Source organism: Bacillus cereus group sp. Bc010 (assembly GCF_027716745.1).
In the GTDB taxonomy this organism is placed as follows: Bacteria; Bacillota; Bacilli; order Bacillales; family Bacillaceae_G; genus Bacillus_A; species Bacillus_A pacificus.
This window is the reverse complement of the sequence record NZ_JAQFUY010000016.1, coordinates 77,234-101,949: the sequence shown is the minus strand read 5'-3', so window position 1 is coordinate 101,949 and position 24,716 is coordinate 77,234. Positions and strand designations below refer to the sequence as shown.

Here is a 24,716-nt window from a genome sequence, read left to right as displayed (position 1 = left end):
TCTGGACAAACACCTTAAATGAGCTACTTACACTTTATTTGTTCCGTGCGATTCTCTTACTTAATTAAATCGCCAACAAATTTCGGTAATGCGAATGCTGCATTGTGTAATTCTTTTGTGTAGTATTTCGTTTCGATTTCGTGGAAACGCTCTTCACTTACTTCTAATGGATCATGTTTTTTAGATCCGATTGTGAACGTCCAAAGACCACTTGGGTAAGTTGGAATGTTCGCTGTGTATAAACGAGTAATTGGGAAAATCTCTTTTACGTCTTTAAACACAGTTGTAATTAGTTCTGGTGTGAACCAAGGGTTGTCCGTTTGTGCAACGAAAATACCATCTTCTTTTAACGCTTTTGAAATTCCAGCGTAGAAGCCTTTTGTAAATAAGTTTACTGCTGGTCCTACTGGCTCAGTAGAATCTACCATAATTACGTCATATTCATTTTCGCTTTCTGCGATATGTAGGAAACCGTCTCCTACTTTTACTTCTACACGCTCATTATCTAACGCGCCTGCAATTGATGGTAAGTACTGTTTAGAGTACTCAATTACTTTTCCATCGATTTCAACAAGAGTTGCTTTCTTTACGCTTGGGTGTTTTAACACTTCACGAATAACACCGCCATCGCCGCCACCTACAACTAATACGTTTTCAGGGTTTGGATGTGTAAATAAAGGTACGTGCGCTACCATTTCATGATAAACGAACTCATCTTTTTCTGTTGTCATAACCATGCCATCTAAAATAAGCATGTTTCCGAACTCTTCCGTTTCAACCATATCAAGTTTTTGGAATTCTGTTTGCTCCGTATGTAATGTGCGGTTAATACGCGCCGTAATCCCAAAATGTTTTGTTTGTTTTTCAGTGAACCATAGTTCCATCGTACAATCACGCCTTTCAATGCAAATTTATAATAGGGACATCATTAATGTCCCCTAACAAAAATAAAACAAAACATCCAAAAAGTATAGTTAAAAGTACAAAAATACCGAAAATATATTTTAGTCAGAGGGTTCTAACATATACATATAAAGAAAACCCTTTCTTAAGAAAGGGCTTTTGTCTCTACTTCTACCGGTTTTCGAATCGGAATTAAAATCATTACACAACCAACTAATACAACAATCCCACCTACTAAAAATGGACTTTGCGGTGAAACAGTGTGGCCGATAATCCCTGATAAAATGGGGGCAATTGCGCCACCTAACCAACGAACGAAGTTATAAACACCAGATGTAACAGATCTTTCATAAGGTGAAATATCCATTACATAACTTGTAAATAATGCATTATTTAATCCTGATGCTAATCCTGATAGAACAATTAATACAATTTGTAACCACATAATTTTCACGAAGAATAGTGCAATTAAGAACAGCGCAAATACGAGTAAACTGCCTTTCAACAATGTTTTCGGCTCATATTTCCCTTCTAGCTTATGTGCTAAAATTGCAGAACCGTAAGCTAACGCGAGTCCCCATCCACAAAATACAAATCCTAATTGAATAGCAGATAAATGCATAATAAGTGGTGAATATGCTAACACAACGAAAAATCCGTAGTAGTATAACATTCCTGAAATGGCGCCTTGCATAAACGGCTTATACTTCACAAGGTTAAGTAATTCTCCTACGCCTGCCGCTTTACGCTTCACTTTTCGCTCTGGTTCTTTCACAAAGAAGAAAACTAAAATAAATGCTAAGAAAATTAAAATACTCGTCGCAAAAAATGGGTAACGCCAAGAATGTCCACCTAATATCCCGCCTAATAATGGTCCACCTGCCATTCCTAAACCGATAGCTGCTTCATACAATCCTACTGCTTCATGAACTTCTTTACTTAATGCAATCAATAAAGTCATCGCCGTTGCGAAGAACATCGCATTCCCTAATCCCCATCCAGCGCGGAAAAGAGATAACTGAGCAATCGTTTGCGATATACCGCATATAAACGCAAATACAGTCACGATCGCAAGACCGATTGTCATCATTCGTTTATCACCAAATCTCGATGCAAATATTCCAGCTGGTAACATCATAATTGCCATCGTCAAAATATATGCTGTAAATAACATCTCTACTTGCCAATGCGATGCACCAATCTTTTCAGCAATAAGCGGCAAAATTGGGTCGACTACCCCTATACCTGAAAAGGCAAGGAAAGTAGCCAACACTGTAATCAATCTCCCTAGTTTTTGTTTGCTCTCCATTTTGATTACTCTCCTTTTGTATTCTCTAAAAATGTCACTGCACGATGTAAGCTGTCTTCAAGTTCTCCCTTTACACGCTGCATTTGCTCCATCTTCTCGTCTAGCGTTTGCACTTGTTTTTCAAGCATCTCTTTAATTTCTTGAATCACTTCACGATCACGGGGATTCTCACTATTTCTTCTTTGCTCCATTCTTTCTTTTAACGATAAGAAATGCTGCATTTCTTGAAGCGTAATCCCTAACACTTCTTTCGCTTCCACAATTCTTTTAATTCTAGCGATATCTTCATCTGTATACAGGCGAATGTTCCCCTCACTACGTTCTGGGGGATGAATTAAACCAATTTCCTCATAATAACGAAGTGTACGTTTTGTTAAACCAACTTGCTTTGTAACTTCATCAATCTTATACATGTTTATTCCTCCCTTCACTCGATTATTACATTTTACGTTAACGTTAACTTTTGTGCAACTGTTAGACTTTTGTAAATGTTTGTCATATTAAATTGTATTTTTTCAAAAGCAGTTTCATAATGAAAGAAAAGACATGATAAGGAGAATTTCACATGAGTAAACCACTTATTTTCGCTCATCGCGGCGTAAAAGGAACACATCCAGAAAATACGATGATTGCCTTCCAAGAAGCTGAACGCATTGGCGCCCACGGGATTGAACTTGATGTCCACCTATCAAAAGATGGTGAACTTGTCGTGATTCACGATGAAACAGTCGATCGTACAACGAATGATGTAGGTCTTGTTTCTGAAAAAACGGTAGAAGAGTTACAAGCTTTAGATGCCGGCAGCTATAAAGATCCTTCTTTCCATGAAGCAAAAGTTCCGACGTTACGAGAAGTATTTATTTGGTTATCTACAACAAGCTTACAACTCAATATTGAATTAAAAACAGACGTGATTCACTATCCAAACATTGAAGAAAAAGTTGTTGCTCTCGTTCGAGAATATCATCTTTCTAATCAAATTGTATTCTCTTCATTTAATCACGACTCTGTTTCATTATTAGCAGAAATTGCTCCTGAAATCCCAAGAGCAATTTTATATGATACACCACTTGCTGATCCTATCGCCGAAGCAAAAAATAGAGATGCAACTGGTTTACACCCAAACTTTCAACTACTAACAAAGGAATTTGTTCAACTTGCGCAAAAACAAGGGTATGTTTTCCGCCCTTATACAATTAACGAATACAAAGATTTACAAACTATGATTGATTATGGCGTGGATGTCATTATTACCGATTGGCCAGCACGTGCATTTGAGCTCCTTTCTTAATTGAAGGAGCTCTTTATTTTCGAAATTTCATTGTTTAAAATAATCGAAAACCCTCAATACTAATACAATAATGTTTGTATGAATGAGGGGCTGAAAAAGATGGATCAAACTATGAATCCGAAACTTAAAAAATATAAACGTCTTTTCTTCACCGTAATGTTTTCTTCTGTTCTTTTTTTCGTTTTTTCCTTTTTTGTTATTATTATAGTTGCAAAAATTATGGGACCTCCTCCTGTCGCTGTCCCGCAAACAAGTGTCTTTTATGCTAATGATGACACTGTTATAGGACAAAGTAATGAGATGCAAAAACGATACAATGTATCTCTCAATGAAATTTCTCCTTATGTAAAAGAGGCAACACTTTCTATCGAAGATCAAAGATTCTACAAACATCATGGCTTTGATATGAAGCGTATCGCTGGTGCCATTGTTGCTGATTTAAAAGCGATGGCAAAAGTCCAAGGCGCTAGTACGATTACACAACAGTATGCCCGTAACCTATACTTAGATCATGATAAAACGTGGAAACGTAAACTATTAGAAGCAATGTACACAATCCGTCTTGAAGTGAATTATAATAAAAATCATATTTTAGAAGGATATTTAAATACAATTTATTACGGGCATGGTGCTTATGGAATCGAAGCTGCGTCCCGTCTATATTTCGATAAAACAGCAAAAGAATTAAAATTAGCGGAAGCTAGTATGCTCGCGGGTATACCAAAAGGACCTAGTGTTTACTCTCCCTTTTTAAAAAAAGATCGTGCGAAAGAACGACAATCTCTTATATTAGATGAAATGGTAGAACAAGGCTATATTACAAAGAAACAAGCAGCTTCAGCAAAGAAAGAATCACTAACTTTCGCTTCATTAGATACGAAAAAAGTCGCAGAGGTCGCGCCTTATTTCCAAGATGCTGTACAAGCTTCTCTTCTTCGTGATATCGGATTAGATGAGCAAGCCTTACAAAAAGGCGGCTTGCGTATTTATACAACGCTAGACCCGAAATTACAATCGGTTGCAGAGCAAGCTGTAAAAGACCACATACCTGACACGACAAACATACAAACTGCGCTCGTCTCTATGAATCCAAAAACAGGGGAAGTAGCTGCCCTTGTTGGTGGAACTGATTATAATACAAGTCAATTTAACAGGGCTACACAGGCCGCTCGCCAGCCTGGATCTACATTTAAGCCATTTCTATATTATGCGGCATTAGAACGAGGATTCACCCCTGCTACGCGCTTAAAAAGCGAATACACCGTGTTCACTTTAGGTGACGGTGTTTCAAAGTATAAACCGAAAAACTATAAAGACTATTATGCAGACGATTTTGTAACAATGGCGCAAGCTCTTGCTGTCTCTGATAACGTATATGCCGTGAAGACCAATTTATTTTTAGGCGAAGACATTCTTACAAAAACGGCGAAGCAATTCGGCATTAAAAGTGCATTAAAAGATGTCCCTTCCCTCGCACTCGGTACATCTCCTGTAAAACCAATTGAAATGGTTAACGCTTATAGCATGTTCGCAAACGGGGGAAAAGAAGTAAAACCTATTTTCATTCGCCGCATTATGGATCATGAAGGAAATATTTTATACGATGCTCATTTGGAGAGTAAACAAGTTCTTGATAAGAGCAAAGCATTTGTGATGGAAGAAATGATGACAGGCATGTTTAATAAAAAACTAAGCAGTTATGCTGCTGTAACTGGTCAATCAATGTTATCTAAACTATCAAGAACATATGCTGGAAAATCTGGCTCTACTGAAACAGATAGTTGGATGATTGGGTTTACCCCGCAACTCGTAACTGGCGTATGGGTTGGATATGATCAACCTAAATCAATTTCAAACGTAGCAGAACAAGGCTATGCGAAAAGAATATGGACCGATACGATGGAGAAAGGCTTAGATGGACAACCTAAAAAAGAGTTTAAACAACCAAGTGACGTCGTTGCAGTCGATATTAACCCTGAAAACGGGAAAATTGCTACAAAAAATTGCCCAATTTCAGTGAAGATGTATTTTGCAAAAGGTACAGAACCAACTGAATATTGTATGGATCACGTTGATGATAAAGAGGAATTTGAAAAGACAACTGAAGAAAAGAAAAAAACAAGTTGGTGGAAAAAATACCTTCCTTGGTAGAATATCCGGCTATTTCACTGAACGTGGAATAGCCTCCTAGTCGAATCGTTGATATACTTTCATACAACAAGCCAAAATAAAAAGGATGTCTCACTAGTCGATTGTTGACTAGTGAGACATCCTTTTCTTTTATTCACTTAATAAAGCACGGCGCAATTCTTCGCTAGATTCGTTCCAAATCGCTTCATTATGTTCTTTTAAGAATGTACCAAGTACTTTTTTAGATGATTCGTCCATATGGTCAACCATAATGTGACGCTTCAATGATTTATCCATTTTGTTTACGTGCTCTGGGAGTGACTTATATCCGCGGCGAATTTCACGGTCAACTGTCATTTCACAAGCTGTTACACCTGCATAATACGCACCTGTTGCTGTTCTTTCAATCGTTACCCACACAAGCCAGTATGGTTTTCCGTTTGGAACTTCATCTTTATTTGTTAAAAACTTAATACCTTTTTCTACTGTACTACGTGCATGCATCGCACCAATATCAACAAATGCTGTTTTCTCTAGTACATCGACAAATACGGGTGAAATGTTTTCTAGGCTTAATGTCCCAACGCCAAAACCACCATGTCCATCCGTTGAATCATTTTTCACGATATTAAAACCGATTTTTTTCTTTTTCTCTGTCATATGTAAAGTCCTCCTCACTTAATGATTATAAAAGGCCAAAGATAGGCGCAATAATACTGTTTAAAAATGCAAATACATATGGAATGACAACACTAAAAATAGGTTGGATTGTGTAATTACTAAGCGGTGTAATAACTAGAATTAATAAAGCAATTGCCCCGTATTTTTCATACTGTGTCATTTTCGCACGAATATTTGTTGGTGCTAAATCCTCCACTACGCGATATCCATCAAGTGGCGGGATTGGTAATAAGTTAAATACAAGTAAAACGATATTCAGCATAATAAAAATCTGGAAAAATTGAGCTAGCGTATCTGCTACTGCAAATGGAATTGAGTCTAATACACCAAATGTTAATAAGCTATACCAAATAATTAAACCGATTGCACTTAAAATTAAGTTACTAATCGGTCCTGCAATTGAAACTAATATACCTGCAAGACGAGGTCTTTTAAAGTTATATGGGTTAACAGGAACTGGTCTCGCCCAACCAAAACCAAGAATTAATACAGCAATCATCCCGATAGGATCTAAATGTGCCATCGGCGATAAAGTTAAGCGCCCTTGTCTCTTTGCTGTATCGTCTCCAAATTTATATGCTACATATGCATGCGCAAATTCATGCACTGATAATGCGATAATAATGGCCATTGCTACCAAAGGAATTTGGTGCAACGGGTATCTAAATAACTGATCCATGCTTCATCTCCTCTTCCATATGTCAAAAAAAGAAATTATTTGTTTTTTCGATTGTTCTTCCCCATAATCCGCTATAATAAGATTGTAACTTACATAAAAGGAGCGATTATATATGCCATACGTAACAGTGAAAATGTTAGAAGGACGCACAGAGGAACAAAAGAAAGCTCTTGCTGAGAAAGTAACAGCAGCAGTAAGCGAAACAACTGGTGCTCCTGAAGAAAACATCGTTGTTTTCATCGAAGAAATGTCTAAAAACCATTATGCAGTTGGCGGAAAACGCTTAAGCGACAAATAATTTCAAGTTTTTTCATAAGAAGCAGCCATTAGCTGCTTCTTATTTTCTTCCTTCTAGTAACTCGATGATTCTCTCTTTATATTTTCCTTTTCTTCCATCTTCATAGATTAAATCATGCGGGTAGAATAGCTTTTGATCCCTTCTCTTCTTACCAGTAATCGCCTCAACAATATCCGATTCACGTGAGAGCTCTCTAAGCTCTCCATTTGGCATAAGAAGTAAGATTGGCAGACGTTCTTCTTCTTCACCAGCACGGTAAAAGTCGTACGGTAAGTCTGATGTTGAATCAACTACTAAATAGTATTCTGGATCGAGTCCAATCTTTTTAAATAAGCTACTTAATTCCATCCAATTATCTAAACCGTGCTTATCTGTAAACTCTACATATTTAAATAGGTTTCGATTCATAAAACGACGGCATAGATCGCTTAAAATTGGATCTTCTTCGTCCTGCCATACTTGGAAGTAATAATACATAACGTTCTCGTCTAACTTTAAATAATCCTCTACTGTCACTTCTTCTTCAAATAAAGAATAGAAATGAACAGGGTGATTTTTAAATGTATAATACTTCTCATGCAATGATTTTGCACGGTGTAAAATCTTCGTTAAAATAACTTCAGCACTGCGCGTTACCGGATGGAAATATACTTGCCAATACATTTGATAACGACTCATAATATAATGCTCAACAGCATGCATACCACTATTTTTAATAACTACTTGATTCCCGTACGGACGCATAACACGCAGTATACGTTCCATATCAAAGTTTCCATATTTTACGCCAGTAAAGTACGCATCCCTTAATAAATAGTCCATGCGATCTGCATCAATTTGACTAGAAATCATGCTAATCGCTAATTTATTAGTAGATGTTTTCGCAATTACATCGGCTACCTTTTGTGGGAAATCTTTATCCACACGACTTAATACACGATTAATTTCCGTATCTCCAACGATAATCTTTTGCGTAAATTTCTCATGGTCTAATGAAAATACTTTTTCAAACGAATGAGAAAATGGACCGTGACCGACATCATGAAGCAATGCCGCACATAAACATAACAATCTATCTTCAGCATTCCAATTCGGTCTGCCATCAAACACATCATCAATCATACGACGAATAATTTCATATACACCTAACGAATGAGTAAAGCGACTATGCTCTGCACCGTGAAATGTAAAAAATGTCGTTCCAAGCTGCTTAATACGGCGCAAGCGTTGAAATTCTTTCGTTCCGATTAAATCCCAAATAACACGATCGCGCACGTGCACATATTTATGTACCGGGTCTTTAAACACTTTTGTTTCGCTGAGTTTGTCGTTTAAATATACCACCTTCCGACATCCCCCTTTCTTTACTGCATTCTTACTATATATTATAAACGAAATAGGAAACAGAAAGAAATGAAAGACTATATTAATTGCCCTTATATAAAGAAAAAACCACTTTTACCGGAGTAAAAGTGATTTTTTTTACACATTATTTCCCTAAAACGAACTCAGCAACCTCATCTAAGATCATTTCTTTACCTAGCGGGAAGTAACCTTTGTTTAAGTCTTCGTTTTTAATTGTAAATACGTGGTTATTTTTAACAGCGTTCATATTTTTCCAAATTGATTCTTCTTGGAATTCTTTTAGACGCTGAGAACCGTCACCAGTCGTAAATACGAATAAGTAATCTGGGTTGTAATTGATTAGTCCTTCTTTTTGTAATGGAACTAATGGTTTATCAGTCGGTGTACCTTCAACCGCTGGTAATTTTAAATCTTTAAAGATTACGCTACCGTAACCGTAGTCACCGTATACGCGGAAAGCGTTTGGATATGCAGCCAGTTTCATGAATTTAGCATCGCCAGTTTTCGCAACGATTTTATCATGTAATTTGCTTGCTTTTTCATCATACTGTTTGAACCATTCTTTTGTTTCTTTCTCTTTACCGAAGATTTGGCCTACTTCTTCGAATTTTGGACGCCATTGGTCTAATGGAGTTTTTAACATAACTGTTGGTGCAATTTTAGATAATTGATCATAAATCTTTTCTTGACGATCGTTTACAAGAATTAAGTCTGGTTTTGCAGCAGCTACTGCTTCGATATTAATTTTATCGCCCCAAGCAGAGCCAACCGGTTTAACGTCTTTTAATTTATTTGCAATATGTGCATCAATTTTTTCTTGAGATGTATTAGCAGTAATAATTGGTTTCATACCAAAGATTAACAATTCTTCTGTTGAACCACTAAGGTCAGCAATTTTCTTTGGATTTGCAGGAATTTTAATTTCCCCTTTTGCATGTTGTACAGTGCGCTCTTCGGTCTTCGCATCTTTCGCATCTGCTTTTTTCTCTTCTTTGTTAGAACAAGCTGCAAATAGTACAGAAGTAACGACTAGTACCATTGCTAATAACGCCATTTTAAAATTCTTCATGTTCCCACTCCTTCTAGCTGTATTTCTCTTATAAGTTACAGTGAACTATAAGAAACAAGATTAACAATTAATCAATATATATTTATTAATTGTTGCTTATGCCCCGTTCTAACGGGTGTTCAACTTCCTATTCACTAATAAGAAGCTCAACGTCCATTAGAAGCCCCCCTCTTTACGAGGGGGATTCTACTTATGCTTTTTTACGCAATTGATTACTAATCATCGCTAAATCATACGTTAAACAAATTGGCTTACAGTTTACTGAACATGGAACAATTTGAGCTTCAATCTCAAATACACTGCGAAGCGTTTCACTTGTCATCACTTCGTCTGGCGTTCCTTGTTTCATTAACTTACCAGCTTTTAATGCAATCATATGATCTGAGAAACGAGAAGCATGGTTTAAGTCATGGATAACCATAACAATCGTTCTACCTTCTTCTTCGTTTAACTTTTTCAATAAGTTTAATACTTCTAATTGATGAGCCATATCTAAGTACGTTGTCGGTTCATCTAATACGAGTAATTCTGTCCCTTGTGCAAGAGCCATTGCAATCCATACGCGTTGACGTTGTCCACCTGATAATGCCTCTGCTGGACGATTTGCGAATTCTGTCATTCCCGTCACTTCAAGTGCCCAATGAATGTAGCGATAATCCTCTTCTTTCAACGTTCCAAATCCTTTTTGATGAGGAAAGCGTCCATATGAAACGAGTTCAAATACAGTAAGACCAGTTGGCACTTCTGCAGTCTGTGGTAAAATTGCCATTTTCTTTGCGATTTCTTTCGTTGGTTGTTTCTCGATTGCTTTTCCGTCAAGATAAACAGTACCTTTTTTCGCCTTCAAAATACGAGAAGCCGTTTTTAATAATGTGGACTTCCCACAACCATTTGGTCCAATAATTGTTGTAATTTTCCCTTCCGGAATTTCAACTGTTAATCCATCAATAATTAACCCTTCATTATAGCCAACAGATACCGCATCAACTGCTAAAGTTGCCATACAAAAAGCCTCCCTTTATTTTGTCCTCATAAGTAAGTATATAAAATACGGTGCACCAATTACAGAAATAACAAGACCGACCGGTATTTCTGAAGTTGTTAACACACTTCTTGAAATTACGTCTGCGAATAAAAGTAAAAACGTCCCTATTAGTGCAGCCGTAGGCAGCATAATTTGATGTTTACCACCAACAAGGCGCCTCGCTAAATGCGGAGCCATTAAACCGATAAAACCAATTCCTCCGGCAACAGCGACAGATGCAACCAGCTAAACAAACTGCAATAAATAATAATTTACGTCTTTCTTTTTCTACATTTACACCAAGGCCAACTGCTGTGGAATCGCCTAGGTTCATTACGTTTAATATGTGAGCTTTACTAATAGCAAGTGGCATGAAAATAACCATCCATGGAAGTACACTTAGTACAAACTTCCAATCTGTGCCCCATAGACTTCCTGCTAACCAAATCGTAGCAAAACGGAAATCATTAGATGTCATCTTCATAGAAAAAATTAAACTAACAGCACCAAACCCGGCTGCAACAGCGATACCGACAAGTATTAATCTCGTTGATGAAACGCCGTCTTTCCATGCTAATAAATAAATAAATAAATAAATAATAACAGCTGCTAATATCGCTCCAACTAGTGCGAAGAACGGAAGAATGAATACAGATAAAAATGTACCAGTTCCTACTTTCCCGAAGAAAAAGTAGACAAAGATAACAACTGTTAATCCCGCTCCAGCGTTAATACCGATAATACCTGGATCAGCAAGTGGATTTCGTGATAACCCTTGCAAAATCGCACCTGACATCGCTAAAGCAGATCCAACTAGTATAGCAATGACCATACGTGGCATACGGAATTCAAATAAAATAACAGACTGATCTTCAGCCCCCAGTCCAACCAATGACTTTAATACGTCCATTGGGGGTATTTTAAATGTCCCTGTATTTAAACTCACTAAAAATACAGTAACGATTAATCCTACTAAAATTGTTAAAACCGAAACGTTCTTTTTTGTTAAGACACTTGTCCTCACATTTTTCCTCTCCCTTCGTTACGTGCTAAGTAGAGGAAGAATGGAACCCCAATTAGTGCTGTAATTGCTCCAATTGGCGTTTCAAACGGCGGATTAATAACGCGAGATAACATATCTGCACATTCAATTAAAAGCCCGCCTAAGACCGCAGAACATGGAATAACCCATCTATAGTCTGAGCCTACAAGGAAACGAGTCATATGTGGGATGACAAGACCAACAAATCCAACCGATCCTGCCATAGAAACTGCCGAACCTGTTAACACAAGAACAAGTACTGTCCCGATAAATTTAATTAATGTCGTATTTTGACCAAGTCCAATCGCAATTTCTTCACCGAAGCTTAAAATTGTAATATACCTCGACATCATAATTGCAATGAAGAGACAAACTAGACCAATCGGTACTAACATATTAATACTTTCCCATTTCACGCCAGCAACTCCGCCTGCATTCCACATACTCACCTCTTGGGCAAGATTGAAATATAGCGCAATTCCAGATGAAATGGCCCCTAATAAAGCACTAATTGCTGCACCTGCTAAAGCTAATTTCACAGGTGTTAATCCACCTGGTGAAGAAGATCCAATACCATATACAATGCTCGCTCCAAACGCAGCACCAATAAAAGATGCGATAACGAACATTAAATAAGGTGAATTAGGGAAGAATGCATACATAATTGCAATTCCAAATACAGCTCCATCTGTAATCCCCATTAACGATGGTGATGCAAGTGGATTTCGCGTCATACCTTGCATAATTGCTCCTGATACCGCTAAAAAGGCACCTGCAACTACGCCCCCTATTGCTCTAGGCATGCGAAGTTCTTGAATTACGTTATGATGCGTAATAGAACCGTCAAACTGAAATACAGCTTGCCATACAGTCTTTAAACTAATATCTGCAGCACCAAACGAAATAGACAATGCCATGCTTAAAGCTAACAAAATTGTACCTGCTACTAAAATAATAGAAGCAATGAGCGGCCTGCTCTTAATCTCTTTAACATTCACATCTTGCTGTTCTATACTCCTTGCGCTCGCTTCCATCCCTCAACCATCCTAACCAACAACATATGTTTAATTTAATTTAATGAAATGAAATTTATTCTCAAATAGCAATAAAAAAATTAAATGAATCGGCCCTTTTCTGATAATGATTCTCAGAATCAGACACCTTCTATTCTACCTATCGCTTCAAAAGACTGTCAACCATTATTTTGAAATACAAATTCATATAGGTCGAGGCCTTAATAAACAGATAATGCCTATCTGTCATTAATCACTAGTTAAGCTTTCTCAGAATAGATTCTTCCTCTTATGGGCATAAAAAAAGAAGAGTAATCTGTTCACTCTTCTTTTCCTTACTTATTTAACTTCGCTTCAATTTTTACAATTAATTCATCTTCTGTTGGCGCTGCAACTGGACGATTATTTACAAATGCGAATGATTTTTTACGGCCAGGGCCACAGTAAGACTGACATCCAACTTCAATCGTTGCACATGAATCTACTTTTTTTAGCTTTGGAATCAACGTTTTAACGTTCGTTGCCTGACAATCATCACACACACGAAATTCGTTTCCCATTATATAACACTTCCTCTATTTTAAACTTTTCTCAAGTACATTTAAAAATAAACACTAAATGGTATTTTACCGCTCTTTGAAGCTCGTTGCAAGTTTCCTTTCGACGCTCTTTCCTCCTATAATGCTACATATTTATATGTTTTCCTACAGCAGCTTCCATCATTCTTGGCAAAATTTATCCCGCTTTAATGGGCAGTAAGATCCCCACCTCAAAATTCAGTGAAAGCAAAGAAGTTAGGTGGGGGATGAAGAACCTCCCCACTGATTAAAGTTTCACTTTATACCTCTCATCGAAATCTACCATATTTTTAAAAGCTTTGTATAAAAGCTCATTTTTTTGCCCATTATAAAAATAGGAAGTTCATAAAAAGAAAGGGAGTTGAATCTATGAAAGTAAGACAAGATGCTTGGACAGATGAGGATGATTTATTACTTGCTGAAACTGTACTTCGTCACGTTCGAGAAGGAAGTACCCAATTAAATGCATTTGAAGAAGTAGGAGACAGATTAAATCGTACATCGGCTGCCTGTGGTTTCCGTTGGAATGCTGTTGTTCGCTATAGCTATGAACAAGCTCTTCAACTAGCAAAAAAACATCGTAAAGATAAAATGCGTGCTGCAAGTGGTGAACAAGCGAAAAAACGTTTACTTTATACACCACCAGCTTCAGATTTGATAACTAATTATGAAGAGTTCGTACAAGAGGAATCAATTGTACAATATAAAGAAGCTACTCCATATCAAGAAACTACCGTTCCTGCTACAAAGGGCTCTATGACAATGCAAGATGTTATTTATTTTTTACAAACAGTCGGATCTTCAAATATAAAAGTGACAGCTCTTGAAAACGAGAATACGAGATTGAAACAAGAAATTAAATCACAAATCCTTCGAAATGAAGAACTAGAAAAGAAATTGGAAAAATTAGAAAAACAATCTCATACTGTACAAGAAGATTACGAAACACTCATGAATATTATGAACCGTGCTCGTAAGTTGGCAGTCATGGATGAAGAAGAACGTTCTCAAACATCTTTCCGAATGGACCGAAACGGTAATTTAGAAAAAATTGCAGAATAAAAAGGGTGCATATAATGCATCCTTTTTATTATTTCACCTTTAAACTTTCCCTTTATATATGAGGAAACTCCATTCTTCATTTTTTGCTATAATAGAGATTGTCATTTTAAAGATAAGGGGTTAGTTATATGAGCAATTCCCGTTCCATTTTATCTCAGCCAGAGTGGCGTATTGTAGATCAGTCTAGTTTGGGACCAACATTCCATGCATTGCAGTCATTCGCAATGGACGACACATTATGCACAAGTATCGGAAATGGTCAATCAGCTGCAACAATGCGTTCTTGGGTTCATCACAATACAATTGTTCTTGGCATTCAAGATTCACGCCTACCGCGCTTGGAAGAAGGTATTTCCTTTTTAAAAGAAAACAACTTCAATGTTATCGTTCGTAATTCTGGCGGACTTGCAGTCGTACTTGATGAAGGTGTGTTAAACGTATCGCTTTTATTCCAAGAGACGGAAAAAGGTATCGATATTGATCTTGGATACGATACAATGTGGCATTTAATTCAGGAAATGTTAAAGGATTACGATGTTACAATTGAGGCAAAAGAAATCGTTGGTTCTTACTGCCCTGGTAGCTACGATTTAAGTATTCGCGATCAAAAATTTGCTGGCATTTCACAGCGCCGTATTCGCGGTGGTGTCGCTGTCCAAATTTATCTCTGTGCTACAGGAAGTGGCTCTGAACGTGCCGCACTCGTTCGTGATTTTTACAACCTAGCCATTCAAGGAGAAGAAACACGCTTTACTTATCCTGAAATTGTACCGAGTACGATGGCTTCACTTTCAGAATTACTTGGCGAAACCATTACAGTACAAGATTTAATGATGCGCCTTTTAAAAACACTGCAACAATTCGCTCCAAAGTTAACACCATCTCAATTAACAATAGATGAAATACCTTTATATGAGACGAATTTACAACGTATTATTGATCGTAACAATAAAGCACTTGGCTTAGAAAAATAAAGACCGTCGCTATTTTAGCGACGGTCTTTATTTCAATTCGTTATAGAATTAAAGTGCTTGAGCTGCTGTAATTAAAGCTAACTTGTACACTTCTTCTTCGTTACATCCACGAGATAGGTCGTTTACAGGCATGTTTAAACCTTGTAAGATTGGTCCTACTGCTTCGAAGTTACCTAAACGTTGAGCGATTTTGTAGCCGATATTACCAGCTTCTAAGCTTGGGAATACGAATACGTTAGCATCACCTTTAATTGTAGAACCTGGAGCTTTTTTCTCAGCTACAGATGGTACGAATGCAGCATCGAATTGGAATTCTCCATCTAGAGCTAATTCTGGAGCCATTTCTTTTGCAATGCGAGTTGCTTCTACAACTTTTTCTGTTTCTGGAGATTTCGCAGAACCTTTTGTAGAGAAGCTTAACATAGCAACGCGTGGATCAATGCCGAATAGTTCAGCAGTTTTCGCACTTTCGATACCAATTTCAGCTAAATCTTGGCTATTTGGTGCAATGTTAATTGCGCAATCAGCGAATACATATTTCTCTTCTTCACGTACCATGATGAATACGCCAGAAGTTTTTGTAACGCCTGGTTTTGTTTTAATGATTTGAAGTGCTGGACGAACTGTATCAGCTGTAGAGTGAGCTGCACCACTTACTAAACCGTGTGCTTTGCCCATGTATACAAGCATTGTACCGAAGTAGTTTTCGTCTTTAAGGATTTTGCGAGCGTCTTCTTCAGTTGCTTTACCTTTACGGCGTTCAACGAAAGATGCTACCATTGCATCCATTTCTTCGTATGTAGCTGGATCGTAAATATCAACGCCTGCTAATGTTAAATTCATGCTAGCAGCTTTTGCGCTAATTTCTTCTTTATTACCAACTAAGATTGGTTTTACTAACTCTTCTTTTGCTAAACGCTCTGCAGCGCCTAAAATTCTTTCATCAGTTCCTTCAGGAAGTACGATAGAAATGCCTTTTCCTTGAACTTTTTCTTTTACTGTTGTAAATAAGTTGCTCACGAATAAACCCTCCTACATATGTTAAAAAAACTCTATCTTTAAGAATACTTCTTTTCCTCTATATTTTAAACTTATAGCTCCCAAAAAATAGATAAAATAAAAATGATTATATTTTCATAAAATTCAGCCGTTAAATTCACCTTGCTTAAACACTTAAATGTGACAATTTTATGCGCCAAGGTTTTATATAGATGATTTTAAAACTATATATGCTATAGTTAACGTGTAAAACTATCATTAACTGAGGTGAATAGAATGAGTGAAGCAACAACAACGTTAGATGGCTGGTATTGTTTACATGATTTACGTTCTATTGATTGGGCTGCATGGAAAACATTATCTAGCGACGAACGCGGACAAGCTGTGTCTGAATTTTTAAATGTCGTTGAAAAATGGAACGACGTAGCTGCTACAAAAAAGGGCAGTCACGCAATGTATACAGTTGTTGGCCAAAAAGCTGATATTATGCTTATGATTTTACGTCCAACAATGGAAGAGTTAAATGAAATTGAGACAGAATTGAATAAAACAACTTTAGCTGAATATATGGTTCCTGCATACTCTTACGTATCTGTTGTTGAACTAAGCAACTACCTTCCAGCTGATGAAGATCCATACCAAAATCCACAAATCTTAGCTCGCTTATATCCTGAGTTACCGAAAGCAAATCATATTTGCTTCTATCCAATGGACAAGCGTCGCCAAGGTGATGACAACTGGTACATGCTTCCGATGGAGGAACGTAAGAAAATGATGTACAGTCATAGTAAAATTGGTCGCCAGTACGCAGGTAAAGTACGCCAAGTTATTTCAGGATCTGTTGGATTCGACGATTTTGAGTGGGGCGTAACATTATTCGCTGACGATGTTCTTCAATTTAAAAAGCTTATATATGAAATGCGCTTCGATGAAGTAAGTGCTCGTTATGGTGAATTCGGAACATTTTTCGTTGGAAACATTTTACCAGACGAAAAAGTAGAGAAATTTTTACACATATAAATCGTGAAAAAGGAACAGAATTCGTTCCTTTTTTTATTCCTCTCTATATTTCTCCTCAAAAAAGTTCTTTTTTCCGCAAATTTGAACAAAAATCGACAAATTCCTTTTAAATACCTTACAAAATTGTAACCTTTCTATATCCAAATTTATGCTAAAATGGTACGAGCTATATGCTAATAACGATGCGAAGGTGATAATGTATATGAAGAAAATCTTGTCTATTTTACTAGTGTTTCTATTGTCAATTTCTTCCTTAGGAGTAACAACATCCCATGCAGAAGAAAAAATACACATTGAGGCAGCTGCTGCACTTCTATTTGATGCAGATACAGGAAAAATACTGCATGAACAAAATCCAGATGAATTACTAGCTATCGCTAGTATGTCAAAATTAATTGTTGTTTATGCCGTGTTAGAAGCAATTAAAGAAGGAAAAATCACTTGGGATACAAAGGTAAACATTTCCGATTACGCTTATGAAGTTTCACGTAATAATGAATTCTCTAACGTGCCGTTCGAAAAAGGACGTCAATATACTGTAAGAGAACTATATCATTCTATCGTTATCTTCTCTGCAAACGGATCTAGTATTGCCTTAGCAGAACTTCTTGCAGGAAGTGAGAAAAACTTCTTAAATCTTGCAAATGAACATGCAAAAAAACTAGGGTTAAAGAAATATAAATTTGTAAACGCTACTGGTTTAAATAACGCTGACTTAAAAGGAAAACATCCTGAGGGTACTGATCAAAATGCAGAAAACTCTATGTCAGCTCGCGATATGGGTATACTTTCAAAAGCAATGATTACAAAGTATCCAGAAATGCTAGAGGATACAAAACAAAGATTTAGAAACTTCCCAGATAATCATCCGAAACCAATTCGTATGGAAAACTGGAACTGGATGTTACCAGGAGCTGCTTTCGCTTATGAAGGTACTGATGGTTTAAAAACTGGAAGTTCTGATACAGCTGGATACGGATTTACTATTACTGCTAAACGTGGTGATGTACGTCTTATTTCAGTTATTATTAAAACAAAATCAATGGACGAGCGCTTCACAGAATCTCGTGAGTTAATCGAATACGGGTTTAATAACTTCGAAAAACAAAAACTAAAGGTCGATAAAAACAACACACTCTCTGTAGTACAAGGGAAAGAAGATCAAGTAACTGTTGCACCGGAAAAAGAAATAACCGTAATTGCAAAAAAAGGTAGCAAAGCCCCTTATAAAATTGGAACTGAAGCAGATAAATCACTTGCTGAAGATGGTCATTTAGTTGCTCCTATTAAGAAGGATGCCAAAGTAGGCTCCATTACGTTAGAATCAACTGATAAATATGGTTTCTTAGACGGTAGTAAAAGTATGAAAGTTACTGCAAAAACGACAGAAGAAGTTGAAAAAGCAAATTGGTTTGTGTTAACAATGCGCTCTATCGGTGATTTCTTCTCAAACTTATGGTCTAAAGTTTTTTAATAAAAAAGCTGGCTCACGCTAGCTTTTTTTATTTTCTACTCCCAATGTAAAACTTCGTTTGGTTGTCATATCTGACTCTTTTTCCTCATACGTATGAACTAGTAATTGTTACACACTTCATCTAGAGATAAACCTCTTTCCAAAAGGTATTCCAAAAAGAGAGGTGACACATAATGGGCGTTATCGCGCATAACGAAGAAGATGTTAAATTATTAGCTAGATTGATGCGTGCTGAAGCTGAAGGAGAAGGGCAACAAGGAATGTTAATGGTTGGAAATGTTGGAGTAAATCGTGTCCGCGGGAATTGTTTAGACTTTAAAAATATTCGTAATTTACGTCAAATGGTTTATCAAAACCCTGGTGGTTTCGAAGCAACGCAAAAAGGATATTTTTATCAGCGTGCGCGTGAACAAGATATTGCTCTGGCAAGACGGACCATTCAAGGGCAGCGCTTTTGGCCTGCCAAATTTGCCTTATGGTTTTTTAGACCTGAGGGTGCATGTCCACCAACTTGGTATAACCAGCAAAACTCTGGTCGCTTCAAAAAGCACTGCTTCTTCCAGCCAAATGCTGGGGATTGCCCTAGCATATATTAAGGAATGAAAAATGAGGAGGGATTTTTGAATGGCACAGCAACAAAACCCGTATTACGGAACAGGTTTCTATCAACCATCTGGAACTTACGTACAACCGCAACAAATGACTCCACAGCAACAGCAACAACAGCAAGCAATGCAACAACAAGCTGCGCAAGCTCAATATGCTGTTTCTCAAGGTATGTTACCTCTAGAACAGTCATATATTGAAAATATTCTTCGCTTGAACAAGGGCAAGCAAGCCACAATTGTAATGACTTATGAGCGTGGCAGTTCACTCGGTACACAATCCTATACAGGTATTATCGAAGCAGCTGGTCGTGATCATATTGTAATTAGTGAGCCAGAGTCAGGGAAACGTTATTTACTACTAATGATTTACTTAGATTATGTAGAATTCCCAGAAAGAATTACGTATTTGCCTGGTCAACAAGCAACTTATGCTCCAAGACCATAAAAAAAGCTGGCATATGCCAGCTTTTGTTTTTTATAATCCTTTTACAACTGCAGTTCCGACTAAGATCCATGCCACAATAAACGCTACACCACCAAGAGGTGTAATTGGACCAAAGAACTTAATACCCGTCGTACTTAATGCATACAAACTACCTGAAAACATAACAATCCCGGCTACCATAAGCCAGCCAGCAGTAGTTAAAAGTGATGATTGAATTTTATCCATCAATAAAGCAACTACAAATAGTCCACCTGCATGAAACATTTGATATGTAACACCTGTTTTCCAAACCTCTAACATTTTTGCAGAAACTTTATTTTCTAAACCGTGTGCTCCAAAAGCCCCTAACGCAACAGATAGCCCCGCTGCAATACAACCTAGTAAAAAGAAAATTTTCATCTTAATTCCCCTTTTTTACTTTTATCATAAGCAATTTTTTCATATAAGCCAAACGATTTATCCTCTAAAAATCAAATAAAGAATTACCGTTTGCATCACTTTCTTTTATATACACTGGCTCATCAGAAACCGGTGCAATTGGTTGCATCGTGATTGGTTGTGATCCAATTATTTGTGATTGAATTTGTGGCTCTCTATACGTAGAAGATTCAACTTGCTCATCTAATAATAAATCACATAAAGCACGCACAACTAATACATGTTCTTTTGATTTTTGTCCTTCACTACTTTTTGCCTTTGCAATTTCATTCGCCATTTTATTTAAAATTTTATCACTCGATATTTGCATTCCTCGTCACCTCTTACTTTGTAGTTCTTTCTCAAATTGTCCCAGCTTCTCTACTGAACCAAATACTATTATCATATCATGTTCTTGCAGTTTTTCCTGCCCCGTTGGATTATGTATAACATTCCCATTTCTCAAAATCGCTAAAATTGTTACATCAAATTGATTTCTCACATCACTCTCTAGTAATGATTTATTAGCTAAAATAGAGCCCTCGCCGACTGCAATTTCTTCAATTACAAATGACTGCTCCACACCATACAGTACTGTATCAATATAATGAACTGTTAACGGATTCGCAATACCTTGGTCATACATATAACTGCTATCCATAATTGCTTACGTGCATTCATATCATGTTTCAACTCTTTTCTCTATCTACAATCTTTGCCAGTGGAAATGAAATACATATATACTAGATACGGAATCTATGAAAGAGGTTGATATAATGAAAACATTTCTTTCCGCCTTACAATGGGCACTATTTATTTTAGCTGGGAGTCTTATTGTACCAATTAGCGTCGCAACTAGTTATGGTCTTGATGGCGCTGAAGCTATTGCATTCGTACAAAGAACATTATTTGTTCTTGGCTTTGCCGGTCTACTGCAAGCTATATTTGGACATAAACTTCCTATTCAAGAAGGTCCTGCTGGCCTTTGGTGGGGAATTTTCTCCCTTTACGCAAGTTTAGGTGTCGTATTATTTGGATCAAACAATGAGACACTTAAAGTTCTTCAATATGCTTTCTTATTAAGCGGTATCATTTGTATTATTCTTAGCGTTTTTGGACTTATTGATAAACTCGTTCGCTATTTTACACCGACAGTCATTGGAACGTACTTATTTCTTCTTGTTGCACAACTTAGTGGTTCCTTCTTAAAAGGAATGTTCGGTCTTGATGGAAAGCATACAGAAGTACAACCTAACGTATTTATTCTTTCACTCATTGTTATTTTACTATCCTTTTTCATCATGAAGCTACCTATTATCGGACAATATTCTGTTCTTTTCAGTATCGTTTGCGGCTGGATATTATTCGCATGCTTCGGATTATCTAATCCAATAACACCAGTGACCGACATAATCCGTTTTCCATCCTTATTTGTTTTCGGAATGCCTCGTGTTGAATGGAACATGGTAATTACGGTCATTTTCGTTACACTCTTACTTCTAACAAATATGTTAGCGAGTATTCGCGTTGTACAAAAGGTTGTCTCTAAATATGAAGAAAATGCTGCATCAGATCGTTTTAAACAGGCCGGTATTATAACAGGAATCAATCAATTACTAGGCGGCCTGTTTTCGGCTATCGGACCTGTCGCTATTTCTGGATCAGCAGGTTTTATTGCAACGACTAATATTTATAAACGCCTCCCATTTATATTAGGGTCAAGCTTTATTATTGTCGTTAGTATATTCCCAAAGATCACTTCATTCTTTGCAGCAATCCCAGTTGCAGTTGGTTATGCTGCCATTTATCCTGTATTTGCAAGCATGATCGGTCTCGCCTTTCGGGAATACGAAACGGTACAGGATAAAGAACGATTATTTAAAGTAGCGGGTCTGTCAATCTTCACAGGAATTGGGGTTATGTTCGTTCCAGCAGGAGCATATTCCACGCTTCCACCATTTCTAGCTTCGTTCCTAAGTAATGGTCTCGTTCTTGGGGCTGTAATGGCAATCTTGCTAGAAATACTATTTTCTCGTTCTACAGCAAAACAAGTATCGTAAATTGGAAAACTTCCATTATTGCACTCTACCTTTAGAGTTGTTACGATAAAATAAACATTTAATCATTGGGGTTTTGTCCATCCCCAATGATTATTAATTAATATGATGAGAAAAACACTCATAAAAATGAATCTGCTTCTTTTTAAAGAGGTTCGATGTCTTACTATTATTCCTTACATCTCCATGAACATATATTTGATTTAAATAAAGAAAGGACTTTTCAATATGACTTATAAAATGATTGTTTTAGATTTAGATGATACTTTATTACGTGACGACCATACTATTTCACCTCGTACGAAAGAAGCTCTAATGACCGCACAAGAACAAGGTGTAAAAGTTGTACTTGCTTCCGGACGTCCAACGTTTGGTATGCGCAATGTAGCGAAAGAACTTCGTTTAGAAGAATACGGCAGTTTCATTCTATCTTTTAATGGTGCAAAAATTATTAACTGTAAAACAAACGAAGAAATCTTTAGTAGTACGCTATCTCCTGAAATCGTTCACAACCTATTTGAAATTAGTAAAAATGAAGATGTATGGATTCATACTTATATTGGCGATGATATCGTAACAGAAGAAAATAATCCTTATACTGAAATTGAGGGAGATATTACTGGTATGCCAATTGTTGTTGTAGATGACTTTAAAGCTGCTGTTAAAGAGCCAGTAGTAAAAGTATTAATGAATAAAGAAGCTGAACGCCTTGTTGAAGTAGAATCAAAACTACAAAAACAACTAGAAGGACAATTAAGCGTTATGCGTTCTAAACCATTCTTCTTAGAATTTACTGAAGCTGGTGTTACAAAAGGAACGAGCTTAAACCAACTGATTCAAAAACTTGGCATTAAGCGTGAAGAAGTTATCGCAATGGGCGATAGCTATAATGACCAAGCAATGATCGAATTCGCTGGTCTTGGTGTTGCAATGGGCAATGCACCTGATAATATTAAAGAAATTGCAAACTATGTAACAGATACAAATATGAACGATGGTGTAGCAAAGGTTGTAGAGAAGTTCGTACTAAAAAGAGAAGCACTTGTTTAATATTTTCATTCATAAAACCTATTTGAAGTCAAACACTTCAAATAGGTTTTTATTTAAATTACCATGCTTTTGTGACCATATTTTGAACTTTGCACTATTCTCGTAGTGTAAACTTTCTTTTTGTATATAATGAAACAAAATAGACTATTTTATTTTGAAAAAGAATACAAATTTACTATAAACAAGCATACGTTAAGGGAGGCCACTTTACATGTTATCTACACCAATTGGACGATTAAGAGCAATTGGACTTATTGAAGGGATTTCTTTCCTACTACTATTATTTGTAGCAATGCCATTAAAATATTTCGCAGGATTTGCAACAGCTGTTAAAATTACAGGCATGGCTCACGGTGTTTTATTTATTTTATTTATCTTCGCAGTAATTCAAGTAACAATCGTACATCGTAAATCAATTTTATGGGCACTTGGGGCATTCGTTTCATCGGTTATCCCATTTGGCACGTTTGTACTAGATGCAAAATTAAAGAACGAGCAACAATAATGAAAAGGTAGTTAACGACTGTTAACTACCTTTTTTATTTACAAATTTGGAATTTCCCAATCAATTTCCCTCTCGCCCATATTAGCTAAAATCGTATTTACTTTAGAGTATGGCTTACTTCCGAAGAAACCACGTCTTGCTGATAGTGGGCTTGGATGTACAGATTCGATAATGTGGTGCTTCGTATTTGTAATTAATTTTTTCTTCGCCTGTGCATGGCGTCCCCACAATATGAAAATAACTGGCTTTTCACGTTCATTTAATAGCTCAATTACGCGATCTGTGAAATGCTCCCATCCTTTTCCCTTATGAGAATTTGCTTCACCTTGTCGAACTGTTAATACAGTATTTAATAATAAAACGCCTTGCTCTGCCCACTTTACTAAATAACCGTTATTTGGAATATCATACCCATATTCATCTCGAAGTTCTTTATACATATTTAACAACGACGGTGGCGTTTTAATACCGGGTTGCACAGAAAAGCTTAAACCATGCGCTTGATTTGGTCCATGATATGGATCTTGTCCTAAAATAACGACCTTTGTATTTTCATAACTTGTATACTCTAGAGCGTTAAAAATATCTTCTTTCTTTGGGTAAACAACATGTGTACTGTACTCTTCTTTCAAAAAACCAGCTAGCTTACGATAATATTCTTTCTCAAATTCTGGTGCCAATAGTGGCCCCCAATCATTTTTTAAAACATTTTCCATGCTTTCA

26 protein-coding genes and 2 pseudogenes are annotated in these 24,716 nt (G+C 36.7%); 12 read left to right on the top strand and 16 right to left on the bottom strand.

The window, feature by feature from the left end; all coding sequences use genetic code 11:
- Positions 1-56 precede the first annotated feature (56 nt).
- The 3 genes from speE to PDQ68_RS17865 all read right to left on the bottom strand — a co-directional run bounded on the left by speE (position 57) and on the right by PDQ68_RS17865 (position 2,625).
- Positions 57-884 (bottom strand): polyamine aminopropyltransferase, encoded by an 828-nt coding sequence (gene speE / locus PDQ68_RS17875; protein WP_000424696.1) that lies wholly within the window; start codon positions 882-884, stop codon positions 57-59.
- A gap of 164 nt (positions 885-1,048) precedes the next feature.
- On the bottom strand, positions 1,049-2,212 hold the full coding sequence (locus PDQ68_RS17870; RefSeq protein WP_061184165.1) for an MFS transporter: 1,164 nt from the start codon (positions 2,210-2,212) through the stop codon (positions 1,049-1,051).
- A 5-nt stretch (positions 2,213-2,217) separates the two neighbouring features.
- A complete protein-coding gene (locus tag PDQ68_RS17865; protein WP_000276568.1) occupies positions 2,218-2,625 on the bottom strand; it encodes a MerR family transcriptional regulator in 408 nt (135 codons plus the stop codon).
- Between the two features lie 152 nt (positions 2,626-2,777).
- Between PDQ68_RS17865 and PDQ68_RS17860 the strand changes: the two genes are divergently transcribed.
- Together PDQ68_RS17860 and PDQ68_RS17855 are read left to right on the top strand one after the other, a co-directional pair.
- Complete coding sequence (locus PDQ68_RS17860; RefSeq protein WP_061184164.1) at positions 2,778-3,503, top strand: glycerophosphodiester phosphodiesterase; 726 nt, start codon at positions 2,778-2,780, stop codon at positions 3,501-3,503.
- A gap of 99 nt (positions 3,504-3,602) precedes the next feature.
- Positions 3,603-5,654 carry a transglycosylase domain-containing protein gene (locus tag PDQ68_RS17855; protein WP_061184163.1) on the top strand — a complete coding sequence of 684 codons (2,052 nt, stop codon included), beginning with the start codon at positions 3,603-3,605 and terminating at the stop codon, positions 5,652-5,654.
- A gap of 129 nt (positions 5,655-5,783) precedes the next feature.
- On the opposite strand, the gene PDQ68_RS17850 is transcribed toward PDQ68_RS17855, so the two are convergent.
- Positions 5,784-6,293 (bottom strand): YwhD family protein, encoded by a 510-nt coding sequence (locus PDQ68_RS17850; protein ID WP_270786901.1) that lies wholly within the window; start codon positions 6,291-6,293, stop codon positions 5,784-5,786.
- A gap of 25 nt (positions 6,294-6,318) precedes the next feature.
- The gene (locus tag PDQ68_RS17845; protein WP_061184162.1) at positions 6,319-6,993 is read right to left on the bottom strand and encodes a site-2 protease family protein; all 675 of its coding nucleotides are present in this window, start codon (positions 6,991-6,993) and stop codon (positions 6,319-6,321) included.
- Between the two features lie 112 nt (positions 6,994-7,105).
- On the opposite strand from PDQ68_RS17845, the gene PDQ68_RS17840 reads away from it, so the two are divergent.
- A complete protein-coding gene (locus PDQ68_RS17840) occupies positions 7,106-7,291 on the top strand; it encodes a 2-hydroxymuconate tautomerase (protein ID WP_001147171.1) in 186 nt (61 codons plus the stop codon).
- A 39-nt stretch (positions 7,292-7,330) separates the two neighbouring features.
- Here the strand turns inward: PDQ68_RS17840 and PDQ68_RS17835 are convergent, their stop codons facing one another.
- The 6 genes and pseudogenes from PDQ68_RS17835 to PDQ68_RS17810 all read right to left on the bottom strand — a co-directional run bounded on the left by PDQ68_RS17835 (position 7,331) and on the right by PDQ68_RS17810 (position 13,364).
- Positions 7,331-8,635, bottom strand: a complete 1,305-nt coding sequence (locus PDQ68_RS17835; protein WP_016719028.1) for an HD domain-containing protein — start codon at positions 8,633-8,635, stop codon at positions 7,331-7,333.
- Between the two features lie 145 nt (positions 8,636-8,780).
- Positions 8,781-9,725 (bottom strand): ABC transporter substrate-binding protein, encoded by a 945-nt coding sequence (locus PDQ68_RS17830; RefSeq protein ID WP_061184161.1) that lies wholly within the window; start codon positions 9,723-9,725, stop codon positions 8,781-8,783.
- Between the two features lie 190 nt (positions 9,726-9,915).
- Positions 9,916-10,728 (bottom strand): ABC transporter ATP-binding protein, encoded by an 813-nt coding sequence (locus PDQ68_RS17825; RefSeq protein WP_270786900.1) that lies wholly within the window; start codon positions 10,726-10,728, stop codon positions 9,916-9,918.
- Positions 10,729-10,743: 15 nt separating this feature from the next.
- Positions 10,744-11,773, bottom strand: a pseudogene (locus tag PDQ68_RS17820) (FecCD family ABC transporter permease).
- On the bottom strand, positions 11,770-12,825 hold the full coding sequence (locus PDQ68_RS17815; RefSeq protein WP_000388276.1) for a FecCD family ABC transporter permease: 1,056 nt from the start codon (positions 12,823-12,825) through the stop codon (positions 11,770-11,772). The pseudogene PDQ68_RS17820 and the gene PDQ68_RS17815 overlap by 4 nt, the downstream one beginning before the upstream one ends.
- Positions 12,826-13,139: 314 nt before the next feature.
- Entirely contained in the window at positions 13,140-13,364 is a 225-nt protein-coding gene (locus PDQ68_RS17810; protein WP_000526077.1) for a YuzB family protein, read from the bottom strand.
- Between the two features lie 387 nt (positions 13,365-13,751).
- Between PDQ68_RS17810 and PDQ68_RS17805 the strand changes: the two genes are divergently transcribed.
- Entirely contained in the window at positions 13,752-14,444 is a 693-nt protein-coding gene (locus PDQ68_RS17805; RefSeq protein WP_061184160.1) for an RsfA family transcriptional regulator, read from the top strand.
- A gap of 128 nt (positions 14,445-14,572) precedes the next feature.
- Entirely contained in the window at positions 14,573-15,418 is an 846-nt protein-coding gene (gene lipL / locus PDQ68_RS17800; protein WP_061184159.1) for an octanoyl-[GcvH]:protein N-octanoyltransferase, read from the top strand.
- A gap of 48 nt (positions 15,419-15,466) precedes the next feature.
- On the opposite strand, the gene pta is transcribed toward lipL, so the two are convergent.
- Positions 15,467-16,438: a phosphate acetyltransferase gene (gene pta / locus PDQ68_RS17795; RefSeq protein ID WP_000067214.1), complete on the bottom strand. Its 972-nt coding sequence runs from the start codon at positions 16,436-16,438 to the stop codon at positions 15,467-15,469.
- Positions 16,439-16,693: 255 nt separating this feature from the next.
- On the opposite strand from pta, the gene hemQ reads away from it, so the two are divergent.
- The 4 genes from hemQ to gerQ all read left to right on the top strand — a co-directional run bounded on the left by hemQ (position 16,694) and on the right by gerQ (position 19,964).
- Complete coding sequence (gene hemQ, locus PDQ68_RS17790) at positions 16,694-17,437, top strand: hydrogen peroxide-dependent heme synthase (protein ID WP_001287588.1); 744 nt, start codon at positions 16,694-16,696, stop codon at positions 17,435-17,437.
- A 196-nt stretch (positions 17,438-17,633) separates the two neighbouring features.
- On the top strand, positions 17,634-18,911 hold the full coding sequence (locus PDQ68_RS17785) for a serine hydrolase (protein WP_178378406.1): 1,278 nt from the start codon (positions 17,634-17,636) through the stop codon (positions 18,909-18,911).
- A 173-nt stretch (positions 18,912-19,084) separates the two neighbouring features.
- Complete coding sequence (locus tag PDQ68_RS17780) at positions 19,085-19,507, top strand: cell wall hydrolase (protein WP_061184157.1); 423 nt, start codon at positions 19,085-19,087, stop codon at positions 19,505-19,507.
- 28 nt (positions 19,508-19,535) lie between these two features.
- Complete coding sequence (gene gerQ / locus PDQ68_RS17775) at positions 19,536-19,964, top strand: spore coat protein GerQ (protein WP_061184156.1); 429 nt, start codon at positions 19,536-19,538, stop codon at positions 19,962-19,964.
- 30 nt (positions 19,965-19,994) lie between these two features.
- Here the strand turns inward: gerQ and PDQ68_RS17770 are convergent, their stop codons facing one another.
- The 3 genes and pseudogenes from PDQ68_RS17770 to PDQ68_RS17760 all read right to left on the bottom strand — a co-directional run.
- Positions 19,995-20,363: a DUF423 domain-containing protein gene (locus PDQ68_RS17770; RefSeq protein ID WP_000688323.1), complete on the bottom strand. Its 369-nt coding sequence runs from the start codon at positions 20,361-20,363 to the stop codon at positions 19,995-19,997.
- A gap of 64 nt (positions 20,364-20,427) precedes the next feature.
- Complete coding sequence (locus PDQ68_RS17765; protein WP_001167353.1) at positions 20,428-20,712, bottom strand: YwdI family protein; 285 nt, start codon at positions 20,710-20,712, stop codon at positions 20,428-20,430.
- A gap of 6 nt (positions 20,713-20,718) precedes the next feature.
- A pseudogene (locus PDQ68_RS17760) lies at positions 20,719-21,018 on the bottom strand (cation:proton antiporter regulatory subunit); the annotation flags it as partial.
- A gap of 139 nt (positions 21,019-21,157) precedes the next feature.
- On the opposite strand from PDQ68_RS17760, the gene PDQ68_RS17755 reads away from it, so the two are divergent.
- From PDQ68_RS17755 to PDQ68_RS17745, 3 genes are all read left to right on the top strand, one after another.
- Entirely contained in the window at positions 21,158-22,441 is a 1,284-nt protein-coding gene (locus tag PDQ68_RS17755) for a purine/pyrimidine permease (RefSeq protein WP_000847022.1), read from the top strand.
- Positions 22,442-22,666: 225 nt separating this feature from the next.
- The gene (locus tag PDQ68_RS17750; protein WP_061184155.1) at positions 22,667-23,488 is read left to right on the top strand and encodes a Cof-type HAD-IIB family hydrolase; all 822 of its coding nucleotides are present in this window, start codon (positions 22,667-22,669) and stop codon (positions 23,486-23,488) included.
- Between the two features lie 211 nt (positions 23,489-23,699).
- Positions 23,700-23,993 (top strand): DUF3817 domain-containing protein, encoded by a 294-nt coding sequence (locus PDQ68_RS17745; protein WP_000953390.1) that lies wholly within the window; start codon positions 23,700-23,702, stop codon positions 23,991-23,993.
- Between the two features lie 38 nt (positions 23,994-24,031).
- Here the strand turns inward: PDQ68_RS17745 and PDQ68_RS17740 are convergent, their stop codons facing one another.
- Positions 24,032-24,709: a uracil-DNA glycosylase gene (locus PDQ68_RS17740; protein ID WP_000432538.1), complete on the bottom strand. Its 678-nt coding sequence runs from the start codon at positions 24,707-24,709 to the stop codon at positions 24,032-24,034.
- Between the last annotated feature and the right edge of the window lie 7 nt (positions 24,710-24,716).

Coding starts and splice junctions, on each gene's coding strand:
- speE (WP_000424696.1), bottom strand. CDS start 884: ATGGAACTATGGTTCACTGAAAAACAAACAAAACATTTTGGGATTACG.
- PDQ68_RS17870 (WP_061184165.1), bottom strand. CDS start 2,212: ATGGAGAGCAAACAAAAACTAGGGAGATTGATTACAGTGTTGGCTACT.
- PDQ68_RS17865 (WP_000276568.1), bottom strand. CDS start 2,625: ATGTATAAGATTGATGAAGTTACAAAGCAAGTTGGTTTAACAAAACGT.
- PDQ68_RS17860 (WP_061184164.1), top strand. CDS start 2,778: ATGAGTAAACCACTTATTTTCGCTCATCGCGGCGTAAAAGGAACACAT.
- PDQ68_RS17855 (WP_061184163.1), top strand. CDS start 3,603: ATGGATCAAACTATGAATCCGAAACTTAAAAAATATAAACGTCTTTTC.
- PDQ68_RS17850 (WP_270786901.1), bottom strand. CDS start 6,293: ATGACAGAGAAAAAGAAAAAAATCGGTTTTAATATCGTGAAAAATGAT.
- PDQ68_RS17845 (WP_061184162.1), bottom strand. CDS start 6,993: ATGGATCAGTTATTTAGATACCCGTTGCACCAAATTCCTTTGGTAGCA.
- PDQ68_RS17840 (WP_001147171.1), top strand. CDS start 7,106: ATGCCATACGTAACAGTGAAAATGTTAGAAGGACGCACAGAGGAACAA.
- PDQ68_RS17830 (WP_061184161.1), bottom strand. CDS start 9,725: ATGAAGAATTTTAAAATGGCGTTATTAGCAATGGTACTAGTCGTTACT.
- PDQ68_RS17825 (WP_270786900.1), bottom strand. CDS start 10,728: ATGGCAACTTTAGCAGTTGATGCGGTATCTGTTGGCTATAATGAAGGG.
- PDQ68_RS17815 (WP_000388276.1), bottom strand. CDS start 12,825: ATGGAAGCGAGCGCAAGGAGTATAGAACAGCAAGATGTGAATGTTAAA.
- PDQ68_RS17810 (WP_000526077.1), bottom strand. CDS start 13,364: ATGGGAAACGAATTTCGTGTGTGTGATGATTGTCAGGCAACGAACGTT.
- PDQ68_RS17805 (WP_061184160.1), top strand. CDS start 13,752: ATGAAAGTAAGACAAGATGCTTGGACAGATGAGGATGATTTATTACTT.
- lipL (WP_061184159.1), top strand. CDS start 14,573: ATGAGCAATTCCCGTTCCATTTTATCTCAGCCAGAGTGGCGTATTGTA.
- hemQ (WP_001287588.1), top strand. CDS start 16,694: ATGAGTGAAGCAACAACAACGTTAGATGGCTGGTATTGTTTACATGAT.
- PDQ68_RS17785 (WP_178378406.1), top strand. CDS start 17,634: ATGTATATGAAGAAAATCTTGTCTATTTTACTAGTGTTTCTATTGTCA.
- PDQ68_RS17780 (WP_061184157.1), top strand. CDS start 19,085: ATGGGCGTTATCGCGCATAACGAAGAAGATGTTAAATTATTAGCTAGA.
- gerQ (WP_061184156.1), top strand. CDS start 19,536: ATGGCACAGCAACAAAACCCGTATTACGGAACAGGTTTCTATCAACCA.
- PDQ68_RS17770 (WP_000688323.1), bottom strand. CDS start 20,363: ATGAAAATTTTCTTTTTACTAGGTTGTATTGCAGCGGGGCTATCTGTT.
- PDQ68_RS17765 (WP_001167353.1), bottom strand. CDS start 20,712: ATGCAAATATCGAGTGATAAAATTTTAAATAAAATGGCGAATGAAATT.
- PDQ68_RS17755 (WP_000847022.1), top strand. CDS start 21,158: ATGAAAACATTTCTTTCCGCCTTACAATGGGCACTATTTATTTTAGCT.
- PDQ68_RS17750 (WP_061184155.1), top strand. CDS start 22,667: ATGACTTATAAAATGATTGTTTTAGATTTAGATGATACTTTATTACGT.
- PDQ68_RS17745 (WP_000953390.1), top strand. CDS start 23,700: ATGTTATCTACACCAATTGGACGATTAAGAGCAATTGGACTTATTGAA.
- PDQ68_RS17740 (WP_000432538.1), bottom strand. CDS start 24,709: ATGGAAAATGTTTTAAAAAATGATTGGGGGCCACTATTGGCACCAGAA.